The organism is Solihabitans fulvus, from assembly GCF_008386585.1.
Classification (GTDB): Bacteria; Actinomycetota; Actinomycetes; order Mycobacteriales; family Pseudonocardiaceae; genus Solihabitans; species Solihabitans fulvus.
Genome location: NZ_VUOB01000023.1, coordinates 56,632 through 70,871 on the forward strand (window position 1 = coordinate 56,632; position 14,240 = coordinate 70,871).

12 protein-coding genes are annotated in these 14,240 nt (G+C 70.9%); 8 read left to right on the top strand and 4 right to left on the bottom strand.

The window, feature by feature from the left end; translation table 11 throughout:
- Positions 1–17 precede the first annotated feature (17 nt).
- Positions 18–1,058, top strand: a complete 1,041-nt coding sequence (locus F0L68_RS14730; RefSeq protein ID WP_149850116.1) for an NAD-dependent epimerase/dehydratase family protein — start codon at positions 18–20, stop codon at positions 1,056–1,058.
- A 38-nt stretch (positions 1,059–1,096) separates the two neighbouring features.
- On the opposite strand, the gene F0L68_RS42355 is transcribed toward F0L68_RS14730, so the two are convergent.
- Complete coding sequence (locus tag F0L68_RS42355; RefSeq protein WP_188316583.1) at positions 1,097–1,477, bottom strand: hypothetical protein; 381 nt, start codon at positions 1,475–1,477, stop codon at positions 1,097–1,099.
- A gap of 388 nt (positions 1,478–1,865) precedes the next feature.
- On the opposite strand from F0L68_RS42355, the gene F0L68_RS14735 reads away from it, so the two are divergent.
- From F0L68_RS14735 to F0L68_RS14745, 3 genes are all read left to right on the top strand, one after another.
- Positions 1,866–5,114 carry an AfsR/SARP family transcriptional regulator gene (locus F0L68_RS14735; RefSeq protein ID WP_188316584.1) on the top strand — a complete coding sequence of 1,083 codons (3,249 nt, stop codon included), beginning with the start codon at positions 1,866–1,868 and terminating at the stop codon, positions 5,112–5,114.
- A gap of 413 nt (positions 5,115–5,527) precedes the next feature.
- A complete protein-coding gene (locus F0L68_RS14740; protein ID WP_188316585.1) occupies positions 5,528–5,764 on the top strand; it encodes a hypothetical protein in 237 nt (78 codons plus the stop codon).
- Positions 5,765–5,951: 187 nt separating this feature from the next.
- Positions 5,952–6,374: a hypothetical protein gene (locus tag F0L68_RS14745; RefSeq protein WP_149850118.1), complete on the top strand. Its 423-nt coding sequence runs from the start codon at positions 5,952–5,954 to the stop codon at positions 6,372–6,374.
- Between the two features lie 166 nt (positions 6,375–6,540).
- On the opposite strand, the gene F0L68_RS42360 is transcribed toward F0L68_RS14745, so the two are convergent.
- The gene (locus F0L68_RS42360) at positions 6,541–6,810 is read right to left on the bottom strand and encodes a PDZ domain-containing protein (RefSeq protein WP_188316586.1); all 270 of its coding nucleotides are present in this window, start codon (positions 6,808–6,810) and stop codon (positions 6,541–6,543) included.
- Positions 6,811–7,366: 556 nt separating this feature from the next.
- The gene (locus F0L68_RS14755) at positions 7,367–8,221 is read right to left on the bottom strand and encodes a hypothetical protein (RefSeq protein WP_149850120.1); all 855 of its coding nucleotides are present in this window, start codon (positions 8,219–8,221) and stop codon (positions 7,367–7,369) included.
- Positions 8,222–8,353: 132 nt separating this feature from the next.
- Between F0L68_RS14755 and F0L68_RS14760 the strand changes: the two genes are divergently transcribed.
- From F0L68_RS14760 to F0L68_RS14770, 3 genes are all read left to right on the top strand, one after another.
- On the top strand, positions 8,354–9,397 hold the full coding sequence (locus tag F0L68_RS14760) for an Rv2578c family radical SAM protein (protein ID WP_149850121.1): 1,044 nt from the start codon (positions 8,354–8,356) through the stop codon (positions 9,395–9,397).
- Between the two features lie 137 nt (positions 9,398–9,534).
- Positions 9,535–12,327 (top strand): AfsR/SARP family transcriptional regulator, encoded by a 2,793-nt coding sequence (locus tag F0L68_RS14765; protein ID WP_149850122.1) that lies wholly within the window; start codon positions 9,535–9,537, stop codon positions 12,325–12,327.
- Positions 12,328–12,424: 97 nt separating this feature from the next.
- On the top strand, positions 12,425–13,048 hold the full coding sequence (locus F0L68_RS14770; protein ID WP_223198799.1) for a DUF4865 family protein: 624 nt from the start codon (positions 12,425–12,427) through the stop codon (positions 13,046–13,048).
- A 10-nt stretch (positions 13,049–13,058) separates the two neighbouring features.
- Here the strand turns inward: F0L68_RS14770 and F0L68_RS14775 are convergent, their stop codons facing one another.
- The gene (locus tag F0L68_RS14775; protein WP_149850123.1) at positions 13,059–13,436 is read right to left on the bottom strand and encodes a winged helix-turn-helix transcriptional regulator; all 378 of its coding nucleotides are present in this window, start codon (positions 13,434–13,436) and stop codon (positions 13,059–13,061) included.
- 101 nt (positions 13,437–13,537) lie between these two features.
- On the opposite strand from F0L68_RS14775, the gene F0L68_RS14780 reads away from it, so the two are divergent.
- Positions 13,538–14,185: an NAD(P)-dependent oxidoreductase gene (locus tag F0L68_RS14780; RefSeq protein ID WP_149850124.1), complete on the top strand. Its 648-nt coding sequence runs from the start codon at positions 13,538–13,540 to the stop codon at positions 14,183–14,185.
- The last annotated feature ends 55 nt before the right edge of the window (positions 14,186–14,240 follow it).

The following is a 14,240-nucleotide window of genomic DNA, read 5'->3' on the forward strand; positions in this document are numbered from 1 at the left end:
TCGGCAAGATGTGGACCATGCCCCGTCGCCTGCTCGTTCTCGGTTCCTCCTGGTTCCTCGGCCGCGCCGTCACCGACGCCGCGCTGACCGCAGGATGGGACGTGACCACGTTCCGCCGTGGCCGCGTCGAGTCCGGGGCCGACCCGGCCGGCGTGACCACCGTCCGCGGCGACTACGCCGACCCGGCCGCCGTGGCGGCCCTGGCCGAGGCAGGACCGTTCGACGCCGTGGTGGACAACCTGGCATATACGCCACGGGAAACGCTGGCCGTGGCCCGCGCGCTGGAGCCGGTGGTCGAGCGGTATGTGCTGGTCTCCACCCTCTCCGCCTACGCGGGCTGGCCGATCGAGCCGCTGACCGAGGACTCCGCCACGCTGGACTGCGCACCCGACGCCGGACCGAACCCCGGACACAACGGCGACCCCGGCCCGTCCACCTATGGCTTCGGCAAGGCCGGCTGCGAGCGAGCCGTCACCAGCACGTTCGGCGCGGATCGGGTTGCCGTCCTGCGGGCGGGTGTCATCCTCGGCCCGCACGACTACGTCGGCCGGTTGTCGTGGTGGCTGCGGCGCGTGCGGCGCGGCGGTCGAGTCCTCGCTCCCGGCGACCCGCTTCGCGGGATCCAGCCAATCGACGTCCGTGACGTGGCCGCGTTCGCGCTCCGCTGCGCCGCCGGGACACCAGGAGTGTTCAACGTGACAGGCCCCGGCACGGAGACTTTCGGCGACCTCCTCGACGCGTGCGCGCGCGTCGTCGAGCCCCCGACGGGTACGGAACTGGTGTGGGCGTCGGACGAATTCCTTGTGTCCCAAGGCCTTCGGCAGTGGACCGAGCTGCCGCTGTGGCGCGCCTACCCCGGCACGTGGGCCGTGGACGCCTCCCGCGCCCGCGCGGCCGGGCTGGTCACCAGGTCACTGGCGGAGACGGTGCGGGACACGTGGGAGTGGTTGACGGGCGACGCGCCGGTGGGCCACGAACGGGCGGGGGAGTTGGGGATCATGCCGGAGCGCGAGGCTGAGGTGCTGGCGGCCTGGACGGACCGTCAGAGCGGGCGGTAGCCGCCGGCCGAGGCCGTGTGACGGACAGGGATTGCGCCCTACCAGCCCCGCCCGATGACGATCACGGCAGGCACGACAGACACCAGGAACACGGACCAGGAGGCCACGAGCCACGGCAGAGTGGGTGTTCCCCGGCGGGCGGCGAGGCCGCCGCCGGCCACGGTGAGCAGGATGCCGAGCCCCACGGCGACCAACGGCAGAAACCCCAACACCAGATTGACCGTGCTGAGGTTCCTGCTCCCGTCGTGGGACGCGGTGATGTCGGTGAATCCCATGAGGAGCAGCGACAGCGGGACGCAGGCCAGCATGAGACCGGCCGACAACCGGAGCCCGCGCCACGGGCCAGGCGTGCGCCTCGTTGGCATACCGGCAAGGAAGTCGCCCGCGAAATGGGTATCGGCACCGGCGGGCTTCGACATGCGACGGCGGTCCCGGGGACGGCGGTCACGTGCTCCTGACCGCTCAGCTCGCAACACGTCGACATCAGCCACGGGGGAATCCTCGCCGGCCCATCGCCGCACCGGTATCCGCGTTGCTACTCATTCCGGGCTTGAGTGGCTGACCGGAGCGAGCCAGGTGCCCCGGCGCCATTCCCCATGGGGCTCAGGGCAATCCACTGATCTTCGTCTGCGGCTACTCCGACGGGGTGGCGTCTCGTTGGCCTCGCCCTGTCGCGCCTCACAGCCCGCGACACTGACGCGGGGATCGCAGGCGGCACATCCACCACCAGGGGATCAGGTCGTGGCCGGCAGGTGGCGCAGGAGAGCGATTCCCCAGCCAATCCGGCAGAACCCGCAGGGGGTTGGAGTGGAGTTTCGTGTTCTGGGGCCGCTGGAGGCCCATGGATCCAGCGGTCAGGCTCGTCTGCCGGGGCAACGGCAACCCGCACTGCTGGCCGTCCTGTTGCTGCACGCCAACCGAGTGGTCACGGTCGACCAGCTCAGCGAAGTCCTGTGGGGTGAGGCGCCCCCGCCCAACAGCGAGGCGGCGGTGCAGACCTACGTGTTCCGGCTCCGGGCCGCGCTGGCCGCCGTCGAACCCGACGGGGGCCAGCGGCTGTCGTTCTCGTCCGGCTACCGGCTGCAGGTCGAGCCTGGCGAGTTGGACTTGGATGCCTTCCGCGAGCACGTGCAGCGCGGCCGTGACGTGGCCGCTGACGGGCACGACGACACAGCGGCAGCGGCATTTTCTACAGCGCTGGGGCTGTGGCGCGGCGACGCCCTGGCAGGGCTGCCAGGTACCTACTTCCAGGCCCAGGCCGTTCGGTTGGCAGAGGAGCGGCTGGCCGCGCTGGAAGACCGCGTCGACGCCGACCTTGCCCTGGGGCGACATGCTGAAGTGGTCGTCGAGTTGCAGGAACTGACCGCGCGGCACCCGGTGCGGGAACGCCCGCGCGGCCAGTTGATGCTGGCCTTGCACAGATCCGGTCGACGCGCCGAAGCGTTGACCGTGTTCACCGAGCTTCGCGACCACCTCGCCAACGAGCTGGGCATTGACCCCAGCGCGGCGTTGGCGCGGCTGCACCAACGGATCCTCGCCAACGACGCCACCCTGGACACCCCGCGTCCCGCGCCGTCTGCCCCGCGCAACGATCTGCCCGGCGACATCGCCGATTTCACTGGCCGCACTACCGAGATGGACCGGCTGCTCGCGGAGATCCCCGCAGACGGGGGACAGGCGGCCGTGGTGATCGAGGCGATCGACGGCATGGCCGGCGTCGGCAAAACCACCCTCGCCGTGCACGCGGCCCACCACCTCACCGACCGGTACCCCGACGCCCAGTTGTTCATCGACCTGCACGGCCACACCACCGAACACGACGCCACCACGCCGCTCACCGCCCTGGACAGCCTGCTGCGGGCGCTGGGCGTGTCCGGCCAGCAGATTCCCACCGACCTGGATCAGCGCGCGGCCCGCTGGCGTGCCGAACTGGCCGACCGTCGGGCGGTCGTGGTGTTGGACAACGCCGTCAGTGCCAACCAGGTCCGGCCGCTGCTGCCCGGCTCACCGGGGTGTCTGGTGCTGGTGACCAGCCGCCGGCGCTTGGGCGACCTGGAGACCGCGCAGACCCTCTCGCTGGACGTGCTGCCGGAACAGGACGCGGTCGACCTGTTCGGTCGTGTCGCCGGAGCTGCCCGCGTCGCGGCGGAGCCGGAGGCTGTCGCGGAGGTGGTGCGGCTGTGCGGGTACCTGCCGTTGGCGATCCGGATCGCCTCAGCCCGCCTGCGCAGCCGCCCCGCCTGGACCACCGACCACCTGGCCACCCGACTGCGCGCAGAGCACCGCATCCTGACCGAGCTGGCCACCGACGACCGCAGCGTCGCCGCCGCCTTCGACCTGTCCCTGCGCGAACTGCCCGCCGACCGTCAACGCCTGTTCCTCCTGCTCGGTGGCGTGCACCCCGGCCCCGACCTCGACGCCCACGCCACCGCCGCCCTCGCCGGCACCACCCCCACCGCCGCCGACCATGCACTGGATGCCCTGCACGCGGATCACCTGATCCAGGAGACCACTCCCGGCCGGTATCAGTTGCACGACCTGCTGCGTGCCCACGCCCGCAACCACGCGGTTGACCTCGACCCCGACGACTGTGGCCGGGCCACTGCGAGGGTGCTGGAGTATTACCTGCACACCGCCCACACCGCCACGGGTCATCTGCCCACTCGGCATTTGCCGTTGGTGTCGGTCGCTCCGATCGCTCCTGACCATCCGTACCCGATCAGCGACGCCCAGCACGCACGCACCTGGCTGAACACCGAGGTCACCACCCTCACCTCCATGGTCAACCTCGCCGCGCAGCACGCCCTCCACACCACCCATGCCGTGCATCTGGCAGCGGCTCTGCACGGTTTCCTGCGTGCCCAGGGGCATTGGGACCGCGCGCTGGGTATCCACCAGACCGCGCTGGACACCGCCCAGCACACCGGTGATCGACTTGGTCAAGCCAGCGCCCTCACCAACCTTGGTGACGTGCATTGCCTGCGGGGCAACAATGATGCGGCGATGGATAGCCTCACCCGCGCCTACGCCCTGTACACCGACCTCGGCAACCCGCTCGGTCAAGCCAGCGCCCTCACCAACCTTGGTGACGTGCAGCGCCTGCGGGGTGACTCTGGTGGAGCGATGGATAGCCTCACTCGCGCCTACGCCCTGTACACCGACCTCGGCAGCCAGTTCGGTCAAGCCAACACCGTCCTCCAGCTCGGTGACGTGCAGCGCGTGCGGGGTGACTTTGGTGGAGCGATGGATAGCCTCACTCGCGCCTACGCCCTGTACACCGACCTCGGCAACCCGCTCGGTCAAGCCAACACCGTCCTCCTGCTCGGCGTGGCGCACCGCGAGCGGGGTGACTTTGGTGCGGCGATGGATAGCCTCACCCGTGCCGACGCCCTGTACACCGACCTCGGCAACCAGTTCGGTCAAGTAAATACCCTCGCCAATCTCGGCGTGGTGCAGCGCCTGCGGGGTGACTTTGGTGGGGCGATGGAAAGCCTCGCTCGCGCCTACGCCCTGTACACCGACCTCGGCAACCCGCTTGGTCAAGCTCACGCTCTCGCCCGACTCGGCCTTGTGCAGCATGCGCAGGGTGACTTTGGTGCCGCGATGGATAGCCTCACCCGCGCCGACACTCTGTACACCGACCTCGGCGACCCGCAGGGCCAAGCCACCACGATGCTGGGCCTCGGCATCACACGACACCAGACCCAGCACTACGACGCTGCCATCGAATCTCTCAACCAGGCACTCGCCCTGTTCACTGATGTCGGCGACACCGATGGTGAGGCCGAGACGTACAACGCGCTAGGCGATCTGGCGCTGGCGCACTCCGGCGCCGGCGATCCCCGGACGTACTTTGACCTGGCACTCACCCGTGCGCACTCCAGCGGCTGGGCCCTGCACGAGGCCAACGCCCTGGCCGGACAGGCACGCTGCCTCCTAGCCGCCGACCCCAGCGGTGCCACCACATTGCTGCGTCAAGCCCTGGCCATTCACCAACGCCTCGGCGTACCCGAAGCAGCCCGCACCGCCGCACTCCTAGCCAGCATCGACTCCTGACCACACCGCCCCGACCTGAGTGCCGACCACTGCGATCACCGAGCACGTGGGCAGACAAGGTCCAGCTGGCACCAATTCCAGAAGAACCCACCGCTACGGCACTACGCCGAAGGCCGCTCGGGCGAGTGTCGGCCCCACCCGGGCGTTGATGGTGCCAGGATCGACGTGCTCGGGTGATCGAGGCAACGCCATGCCACCACCAACGAAGGTCGAATTGTTCGCGGCCATCCGCCGGGACTCCCGGATGGAGAAGCTGTCGATCCGTGGTTTGGCGCGCAAATACGGGACTCACCGACGCGCGGTGGGTGACGCACTGAGTTCCCTGGACCATCCAGGCCAACGGGTGCTGCACCGGGCCCATACCGGGATCCCCTTCCAGCGGCCCGCAACCGCCGCATCCGGGATGCGAGCGGATGCTGGAGCTGATCGACAAGCGCATCGACCCCAGCATGACCCGCACGGTCGTGCGGCGGCTGACCGAACGGGGGATCAACGTCAAGAGCTATGCCATCCTCGGCTTTCCCGCCGAAACCGCCGCGGAGATCGACACCACCGTGCGCCTGGTCCACGACCTATGGGAGCTCGGCGATGATCACCGGTGCCGGGTCGTCCCGTACTGCGATTTCGCCCGAGGCGCGTCACACCCGTGACCGCGCACGACTCGTCGTGCTGGCCTACGGGCCTGATCTGGTCGCACTCAGCGGCCACGCCGGCTGAATCATCCTGTCCGCGTCAGCGGTCGGGCTGGCGCTGGCGATCGGCGCGCTGCCGGCCCAGGCCGCGACAGCGCACGCGGTGGGCCACCCATCCGCGCGTTCGGACGCCAGCGACGACGCTGTGGAGGACGGCATCGACGAGGCCGAGCTCACCGCCGCCGATAGGGGGTCCATCGAGGGGTCGGCCCTGCGCGTCGACGAGGGCCTCTGCCACAAGAAGCAATTCAGCGACCAGTCGCTGCACGAGCTGGATCAGGCCATTCAGATGTCACCGATGAAGTTCTCGACGAACCCGTTCCACTACGCGCGCGAGCAGGCGACCAACAGCGTCCACTACGAATACACGAACGAGTTCCGCTTGAAGTTGTGTAATAGCCGAGGGTTCAGGGCGGAGTACCTCAACGCGTTCAAGACCGGCAAGTCCAAGTACGCCACCGGCCTCAAGCCTGGCTACGACGACGAGAAGGCCGTCATGAGCCTCTGCGAGAAGAAGCTGGCCAGCATGCTGAAGACCCTCAAGCAGGAGAGCGTCATCGACAGTTGATCGCCCCTGTCCTGCCCAGTCCCGGCGCCACCGAGGCTGGGCAGGACCCCGCGAGCCGCCGAAACGGCCACGGGCCTCGACCGGTGGGTCGGTTGTGTGTGCGGATCTGGCCGGCCCCGCACGGACCTTGACCGCGTCCGTGCGGGGCGGATGCGGCTGCGGTCGCTCAGCCGATCGTCACGGTGAAGACAAACTTGTCGCCTTCAACGTTGCGGTTGGCCTGGATCTTCACGACGTCGCCGGTCTTGTGCTTGGCGAGGGCGGCGTTGAGTTCGTCCGCAGTGTCGGTGGACGTTCCGCTCTCAAACTTGCCGGTGCTGTCGATGTATTCGATCCAGTCGGCCCGCTTCAGTCCGGCCTTGGCTGCGGGCCCCTTCGGATTCAGCGTGTGGATCTTGACGGCGACGGGCTCGCCGTCCTGGGTGTACTGGTCCATGATCTGTGAGGTCTCGGTGATGCCGAGTCGGGGATCGGGTGCTTGTTCACCTTGAGCGCCATGCGGTGCGCCGGGGCCGCTGCCCCGTGGAGGGCGGGGGACGCCTGCGGTGAGGTGGCGTGGGCGGGGGTGGCGAGCAGGGCCATACCGCAGGAGGCGACGAAGGCCAGGGCCATGGACGTCGTACGGAAACGCGAGGACATCGCAACTCCGATCAGTGCGCCCGACTCGTTGGTGAGCGGGCGGACTCAGCGTTCCTCGCGGCCTGACCAGCCACAACACGCACCACTCGAACGGTTGGGTGGCACGCGAGCACATTCCTGCACGCCTGTCTTTCGCCCCCCGCGCCCCGGCAGGCCTCGCCCGGCGAACACCGCGACGTCGGTGACGGGGTTCCCGTGTGTGCGACAGCTCGCCGCCGAGGCAGGCACCCATCGCTACTCATGCGAAGACCATCCCAATGGGTGGTCAGGCGACTGACCCGCACGTGTCAGAACACTCCCGCCGACGCCCTATTGCCTGCGAACCGTTTCTCGTGGACGTGGCGGCGCGTTGATCACCGACGCCCACGGCGCGGTGGCCCAACGGCGAGCACGATCACCTGGCACAGCAACACCAGGGAACACACGGCCAGCCAGCTCAGTACTTCCCAGGGCGGGAGGCTGGTAGTCGGGACACTCGCGATCAACGTCATCGACCGCACGATGGCGGCTGTGGCCAGGCCGAGGGACAGGTAGGGAAACAGCACCGGGGCCAGCGGCCAGAAGCTGCTCGGCAGCCAACGGCCCAGCCGTCGCCGGAAACTCCACGCCAGCAAGGAGACGGCCAGTTGCCCGGCAGGCAGCAGCAGGGCCACGGTGGAGATCTGCCGGTGGAAGGCGGTGTTCTGGGCGACGAGAAGCTGGCCGGCTTCGATCTGCCGCCACGGGGCCGAGGCGACGTCCTCAGCCCCGGACAGCATGAACAGCGTCGCCAATGCCGGGCCGAGCACGACCACGATCAGCCTGGCGTGCACGCCGATGGCCGCTATCCGGGACAGCGCGACCAGTTGCACGATCGCGTACATCAGCATCACCACCGCGAACGCGAACGCCACCCCGCCGAGAAACTCCTCGGCGGCGGCCCGGCCTTGATACAGCGCGCAACCGCGTTCCCCGGCCAAGGCCGCGAACTGCATGGTCGCGATGATCAGGCTCACGAATGTGGCCACCAGCGCGAGCAGCAGGTGCACGTCGGCCCGCTCCCGCCTCGAGTCCGGGGTGTCGCTGCGCCTGTCGGCACCCCGGTGTTCGCCGGGCAGGACCAGCGCGATGGCCCCGAACGCGAAGGCCGCCAGCACGCCGGCCAGTTGGGAGAACAGGGCCGCCGAACCGGAGATGTCGAATGTCAGCCCGCTGGTGTCACAGCTCATGTCCCACCCGGCTCGCTTCCACGCCCTGTGGTTCGGCTCGGCCGAGCGCGGCGTTACTCACCAGGGCCAGGTGGTGCACGGTCTCGCGATGCGTCGAGTTGACCCCCATTCGAACGCATGTTCGAATGGGGCATGCGTTGGGAACGTCAGCGAGTCGGCAGCGGTGACCAGGCCATACCCGGTCTGATCCAGACGGTGGTCAGCCCGGCCCCGGAGTTCGCCGGGGTGACGTTCCACGAGGTGCGGGCGCGGTCGGTGCTCAACCGAGTGCCCAGCGGGTCTCGGATGCCGTTCGGCTGGACGGTGAACCCGTACCGGGGCTGCTCCCACGCCTGCACCTACTGCTTCGCTCGCAATTCCCATACATACCTGGACTTCGACGCTGGCCGCGACTTCGACAACCAGGTCGTGGTGAAGGTCAACGCCGCCGAGGTGCTGGACAAGCAGGTCCGGTCGGCCAAGTGGCAGCACGAGCACGTCGCGATGGGCACCAACACCGATCCGTACCAACGCGCGGAGGGCCGGTACCGGCTCATGCCGGGCATCATCCGGTCGCTGGCCGCGTCGGGCACGCCGTTCTCCATCCTCACCAAAGGCACCGTGCTGGCGCGGGACCTGCCGCTGCTGGCCTCGGCCGCCGAGGATGTGTCGGTCGGCATCGGGGTCTCCATCGCGTTGCTCGACCGGGATCTCCAGCAGACCTTGGAACCTGGCACGCCGAGCCCGCAGGCGCGGCTCGACCTGGTCCGCAAGGTCCGCGAGGCGGGCCTGCCCTGCGGCGTGTTCGTCGCCCCCGTCCTGCCCGGCCTGACCGACTCCGTCGACCAGCTCGACGCCCTGCTGGCGGCCGTCGCCGATGCCGGCGCGACCGGCGTCACGGTGCTGGCGCTGCACCTTCGTCCCGGCACGCGCGAGTGGTTCGCGGCCTGGCTACGCCGCGAACGCCCCGAACTCCTTGCGCGGTACCGGGAGCTCTACGGCGACGGCAGCTACGCCGACCGCCGGTACCGGCGCAGGCTCGCCACCAGGGTGGGGCCGCTGGTGCGTCGGCACGGCCTCGGCCCGCACACGCGGCAGGAGCTGGGCACGGACGAGGTCGGCTGGCCCGACGGCAGTCTGCCGAGCGGCGCGCCGAAGCCTGCGCTCGTCGACCCGGAACAGTTGACGCTGCTGTGAAAGGCGGCGGGCTCGGCTGCCCGTTCGGGGCCGCGTGGATGCCTGATTCGCCCCGGTTCTCCTGCGGCCTCGAAGCTGTCCGTTCCCGCCCGACTACAGTGGGTGTTCCCCTGGGTTGATCGGCGACCGGAGGCGCGATGGAGTTCCGAATCCTGGGCCCGGTCGAGGCCGAGGGGTCTGCTGGTCGCCTGCGGCTCGGCACCAAACAGACCGCGCTGTTGTCGGTGTTGTTGTTGCAGGCCAACCGGGTCGTGCCGGTCGACACGCTGGTGGACGCCGTGTGGGCCGACGACCCGCCGGCCAGGGCGAGCGCCACCCTACAGACCGCCGTGTTCCGGCTGCGGCAGGCGCTGGCCGCCGCCGAGCCCGGCGCGGAGCAGCGCCTCGCCTTCGTGCCGGGCTCCTCTGGCTACCGGCTCGACACCGAGCCCGCCGAACTCGACCTCGACGTGTTCCGGGCGCGGGTGGCCGGGGCCCGCACGGCGGCGGGCTCGGGCAGGCTGTCGGAGGCGGCCGACCAGCTGCGCGCCGCGTTGGCGCTGTGGCGGGGCGCGCCGCTGGTCGCGTTGCCCGGCAGGCACCTCGCGGCGCAGGCGGACCGGCTCGCGGAGGAACGCCTTGTGGCGCTTGAGGAACGGCTGTCCGTCGACCTCGCGCTGCACCGGGCCGCCGAGCTGGTGCCCGAGCTGCGCGAGCTCGTCGCGGACCATCCGCTGCGCGAACGCCTGCGCGGCCAGCTCATGCTGGCGCTGCACCTGGCCGGCCGGCAGGCCGACGCGCTCCGGGTCTTCGACGACACCCGGCGCACCCTCGCCGACGAACTCGGCGTCGACCCGGGGCCGGAGCTGTGTCAACTGCACCAACGGATCCTGCGCGGCGACCGCGACCTGCCAGCGCCGGCCGGGGCGGCCCGCCAGGCCGGCCGCAACGACCTGCCCGGCGACATCGCCGACTTCACCGGGCGGGACACCGAGGTGCGCAGGCTGGTCGCCGTGCTGGCGGACAACGGCCGCGACGGCGCGACGGCGGTGGTCATCGCGGCCGTGGACGGCATGGCCGGCATCGGCAAGACGACGCTGGCGGTGCACGCGGCGCACCAGCTCGCCGACCGCTATCCCGACGCCCAGCTGTTCATCGACCTGCATGGCCACACCACCGATCAGAACGTCGTCGAACCCATGGCCGCGCTGGACGTGCTGCTGCGCGCGCTCGGCGTGCCGGGCGACCGGATCCCCACGGCCCTGGACGATCGGTCCGCGCTCTGGCGCGCCGAACTGGCCGAGCGGCGTGCCCTGCTGGTGCTGGACAACGCCGCCACCGCGGCCCAGGTCCGGCCGCTGCTGCCTGGTACGCCGCAGTGCCTCGCGCTGATCACCAGCCGCCGCAGGCTGGCCGACCTGGAGATCGCCAGGACGCTGTCGTTGGACGTGCTGCCGGCCGTGGATGCCGAGACCATGTTCACCGCGATCGTCGGCGCCGGCCGGATCGCCCCGGAGTCGGCGCTGGTCCCCGAGGTGATGCGGCTGTGCGGCCAGCTGCCGCTGGCGATCAGGGTCGCCGCGGCCCGGTTGCGCAGCCGTCCGATGTGGACGGTCCAGCATCTCGTGGAACGGTTGGCCCAGGGGCACAGCGGGCTGTCCGAGCTGACCGCGGGCGACCGCAGCGTGGCCGCCGCGTTCGCGCTGTCCTACCGCCACCTGACCGCCGCGCAGCAGCGGTTGTTCCGGCTGCTCGGGCTGCATCCCGGCCCGGACTTCGACGTGCGCGCCGCCGCCGCGCTCGCCGACCTGCCGGTGGGGGAGGCCGAGCGACTGCTGGAGGACCTGGTCGACGTGCACCTGCTGCGGCAGCCCGCGCCGGAGCGGTACCAGTTCCACGACCTGCTGCGCCAGCACGCCAGGCAGACCGCGCAGCGGGCCGACTCGCCGGCCGCGCGCACGCGGGCCGTGACGCGGCTGCTGGACTACTACGTCCGCGCGTCCTGGGCCGGCGACCGACTGCTGTACCCGCACCGGCCGCCGCTCGAACTGGAGCCGTCGGCCGAGGGTGCGGTGGCCTGCCCGCTGCCGGACGAGGACGCGGCGCTGTCCTGGTTCGCGGCCGAACACCCGTGCCTGCTGGCCGCGCAGCGACTGGCCGTCGACGAGCGCCGGCACGTGGAGGTGTGGCGGCTGGCCAGGACGTTGGACTCCTTCCACCTGCGGCGCGGCCACGTGCACTGCCACCTCGACACCTGGCGGGCCGGGCTCGCCGCCGCCGACCGGCTCGACGAGCCGACCATGCAGACCCCCGCGCTGCGCCTGCTCGCCCTCGCCTGCTCGCAGCTCGGCCGGCACGACGAGTCCCTCGGCTACCTGCGCCGGTGCCTCGCCATCACCGAGCGGACCGGTGACGTGCTCGGGCAGGGCCACACGCACCGCTTCCTGGCGATGGCGTTGGCGCAGCGGGGCGACGACCACAGCGCGCTCGACCACGCCCGGCACGCGCTGCGGCTGCTTTCCGGCTTGGACAGTCCGGTGCCGCTGGCCGACGCGCTCAGCGCCGTCGGCTGGTACCAGGCCAGGGTCGGCGACTACGCGGAGGCAGCCGCGTCCTGCGAGCGGGCGCTTGACCTGCACCGGCGGCACCGACACCGCGAGGGCGAGGCGGCGACGCTGGACAGCCTTGGCTACATCGCCCACCACACCCGCCGACACACCGACGCCGTCGACCACTACCGGCACGCGCTGGCGTTGCGGCGCGACCTCGGCTACCGCTATGGCGAGGCCACCACCCTCGACCACCTCGGGGCCGCGCACGCGGCGCTCGGCGAGCACACCGAGGCCCGCGAGGCGTGGCGGCAGGCGCTCGACCTCTACCTCGACCAGCACCGGGGCGCGGAGGCCGACGCCGTCCGCCGCCAACTGTCCACAGTGGACCAACTGGGCTGACGCGCGACCCGGCTCGGGCTGCCGGTCCGGATCGGGCGGTCGGCGCTCTCGGCGCGGTCGCCGCTTGAGTCTGTACCTACTAGTATGTACATTCTGGTTGGCGAGAAGATCCCGACACGAGAACGGCCAGCTCATGTACGCGATGCAGTACGAGATCACCCTGCCCGCCGACTACGACATGGGCATCATCCGCAACCGGGTGGCCACCAGGGGGCACCTGCTCGACGACTTCGCCGGGCTCGGGCTCAAGGCGTACCTCATGCGCGAGCGCGGCGTCGACGGCTCACCGGTCAACCAGTACGCGCCGTTCTACCTGTGGCACGCCGTCGACGGCATGAACCGCTTCCTGTGGGGCGGCGGGGGATTCCAGGGCATCGTGGCGGACTTCGGCCGGCCATCGGTGCTGAACTGGACCGGCGTGGCGCTGGAACGGGGTCCCGCCAACGCGACCGTCCCGCGCGCCGCGAGCCGGCACACCGAGCCGCTGCCCGCAGGCGCCGACCCCGTTGGCGCGGTGGAGCGCGCGCTCGCCGAGCTGGCCGACCACGCGGTAGGCGCGGGAGTGCACTCGGCCGCGCTGGCGATCAACCCGCAACACTGGGAGCTGACCCGCTTCACGTTGTGGGAGAACGAATCCCCGGCCACGGAGGAGAAGCGCTACCAGGTCCTGCACCTGTCGACGCCGCAGCTGGCCGACCTGCCGGCCGGCCGCGCCTGGTAGCTGGGCGGTGTTAGTTGGCGCTGCGCAACGACATCGACGCCTCGCGCGCGTCGAGCAGCTCGTCCCAGTGCTCCGCCGTCCACTCGCACGCGGCGGCCATCGGCCCGAGCATGCTGCGGCCGAGCGGGGTCAGCGCGTACTCGACGCGGCGCACCGGCGTCGGGTGCTCGGCGCGCGCGATCAGGCCGTCGCGTTCGAGGGCGCGCAGCGACTGCGTGAGCACCTTCGCGGTGACGCCGCGCAGCGGCACACGCAGCTCGGAGAACCGCCGGGGGCCGTCCTCGAGGCAACGGATGATCAGGCCGGCCCACTTGTCACCGAAGCGGATCGGCGACAGGTCCGACGGGCAGACCGGGTCGAACATGTCCGGGTCAAGTGGCGTGGTCACGGCTCAACAGTAGTTGGTACCCCTTTGGTAACCGGGTGCCTGGCTACCGTCCGGACAGCGGTCGGCGATCAGGCCCGGCCGCACGAACCGGAGGTGCACCGATGGGCAGGATCATCGTTTTCGGCGCGGGTGGTCGGGCCGGGCGGGCGGCCGTCACGGAGGCGCGGCGGCGCGGCCACGAGGTGACCGCCGTCGTCAGGAACCCGGCGGGGCACCAGGATCTCGCCGAGGATGGCGTCCGGCTCGTCGCGGGCGATGTCACCGACGCCGCCAGGATCGCCGAGGCCGCCGCGGGCCACGACGCGGCGATCACCGCGGCGGTCGACCTCACCGCGCGGTTCGAGGAGTTCTTCACCGGGGCGGCCCGCGCCCTGCTCGACGGGCTGAGCAAGGCCGGGGTCGGCAGGCTGGTCGCGGTCGGCCTCGCCTCCGTCCTGGAGACGTCGTCCGGGGCGCTGTTGATGGACACGCCCGGCTACCCGCAGGAGTACCGCGCCTTCTACCTCGGGCACGCGGCCGGCGTGCGGGCACTCGGAGCGGCGGCGACCGAGGTCGACTGGGTGGTCCTCAGCCCGGCAGGCGACTTCGACCACGGCGGCCCGCGCACCGGCGGCTACCGCCTCGCCCCTGCGGCGGCGGACAGCCGGATCTCCTACGCCGACTTCGCGATCGCGCTGCTCGACGAGGTCGACTCGCCGAAACACCACGGCGGCCATCTCGGCGTCGAGACGGCCGGAGCGAGCGTCTGAGAACTCAGGTGGCTGGCCCGCTGGTGCGGGCCAGCCTGCACCTTTCCATGGCGTT

Excerpts from the sequence above, each read along its gene's own strand:
- F0L68_RS14730 (WP_149850116.1), top strand. The coding sequence starts at position 18 with ATGCCCCGTCGCCTGCTCGTTCTCGGTTCCTCCTGGTTCCTCGGCCGC.
- F0L68_RS42355 (WP_188316583.1), bottom strand. The coding sequence starts at position 1,477 with ATGTCGAAGCCCGCCGGTGCCGATACCCATTTCGCGGGCGACTTCCTT.
- F0L68_RS14740 (WP_188316585.1), top strand. The coding sequence starts at position 5,528 with ATGCTGGAGCTGATCGACAAGCGCATCGACCCCAGCATGACCCGCACG.
- F0L68_RS42360 (WP_188316586.1), bottom strand. The coding sequence starts at position 6,810 with ATGGACCAGTACACCCAGGACGGCGAGCCCGTCGCCGTCAAGATCCAC.
- F0L68_RS14755 (WP_149850120.1), bottom strand. The coding sequence starts at position 8,221 with ATGAGCTGTGACACCAGCGGGCTGACATTCGACATCTCCGGTTCGGCG.
- F0L68_RS14760 (WP_149850121.1), top strand. The coding sequence starts at position 8,354 with ATGCGTTGGGAACGTCAGCGAGTCGGCAGCGGTGACCAGGCCATACCC.
- F0L68_RS14765 (WP_149850122.1), top strand. The coding sequence starts at position 9,535 with ATGGAGTTCCGAATCCTGGGCCCGGTCGAGGCCGAGGGGTCTGCTGGT.
- F0L68_RS14780 (WP_149850124.1), top strand. The coding sequence starts at position 13,538 with ATGGGCAGGATCATCGTTTTCGGCGCGGGTGGTCGGGCCGGGCGGGCG.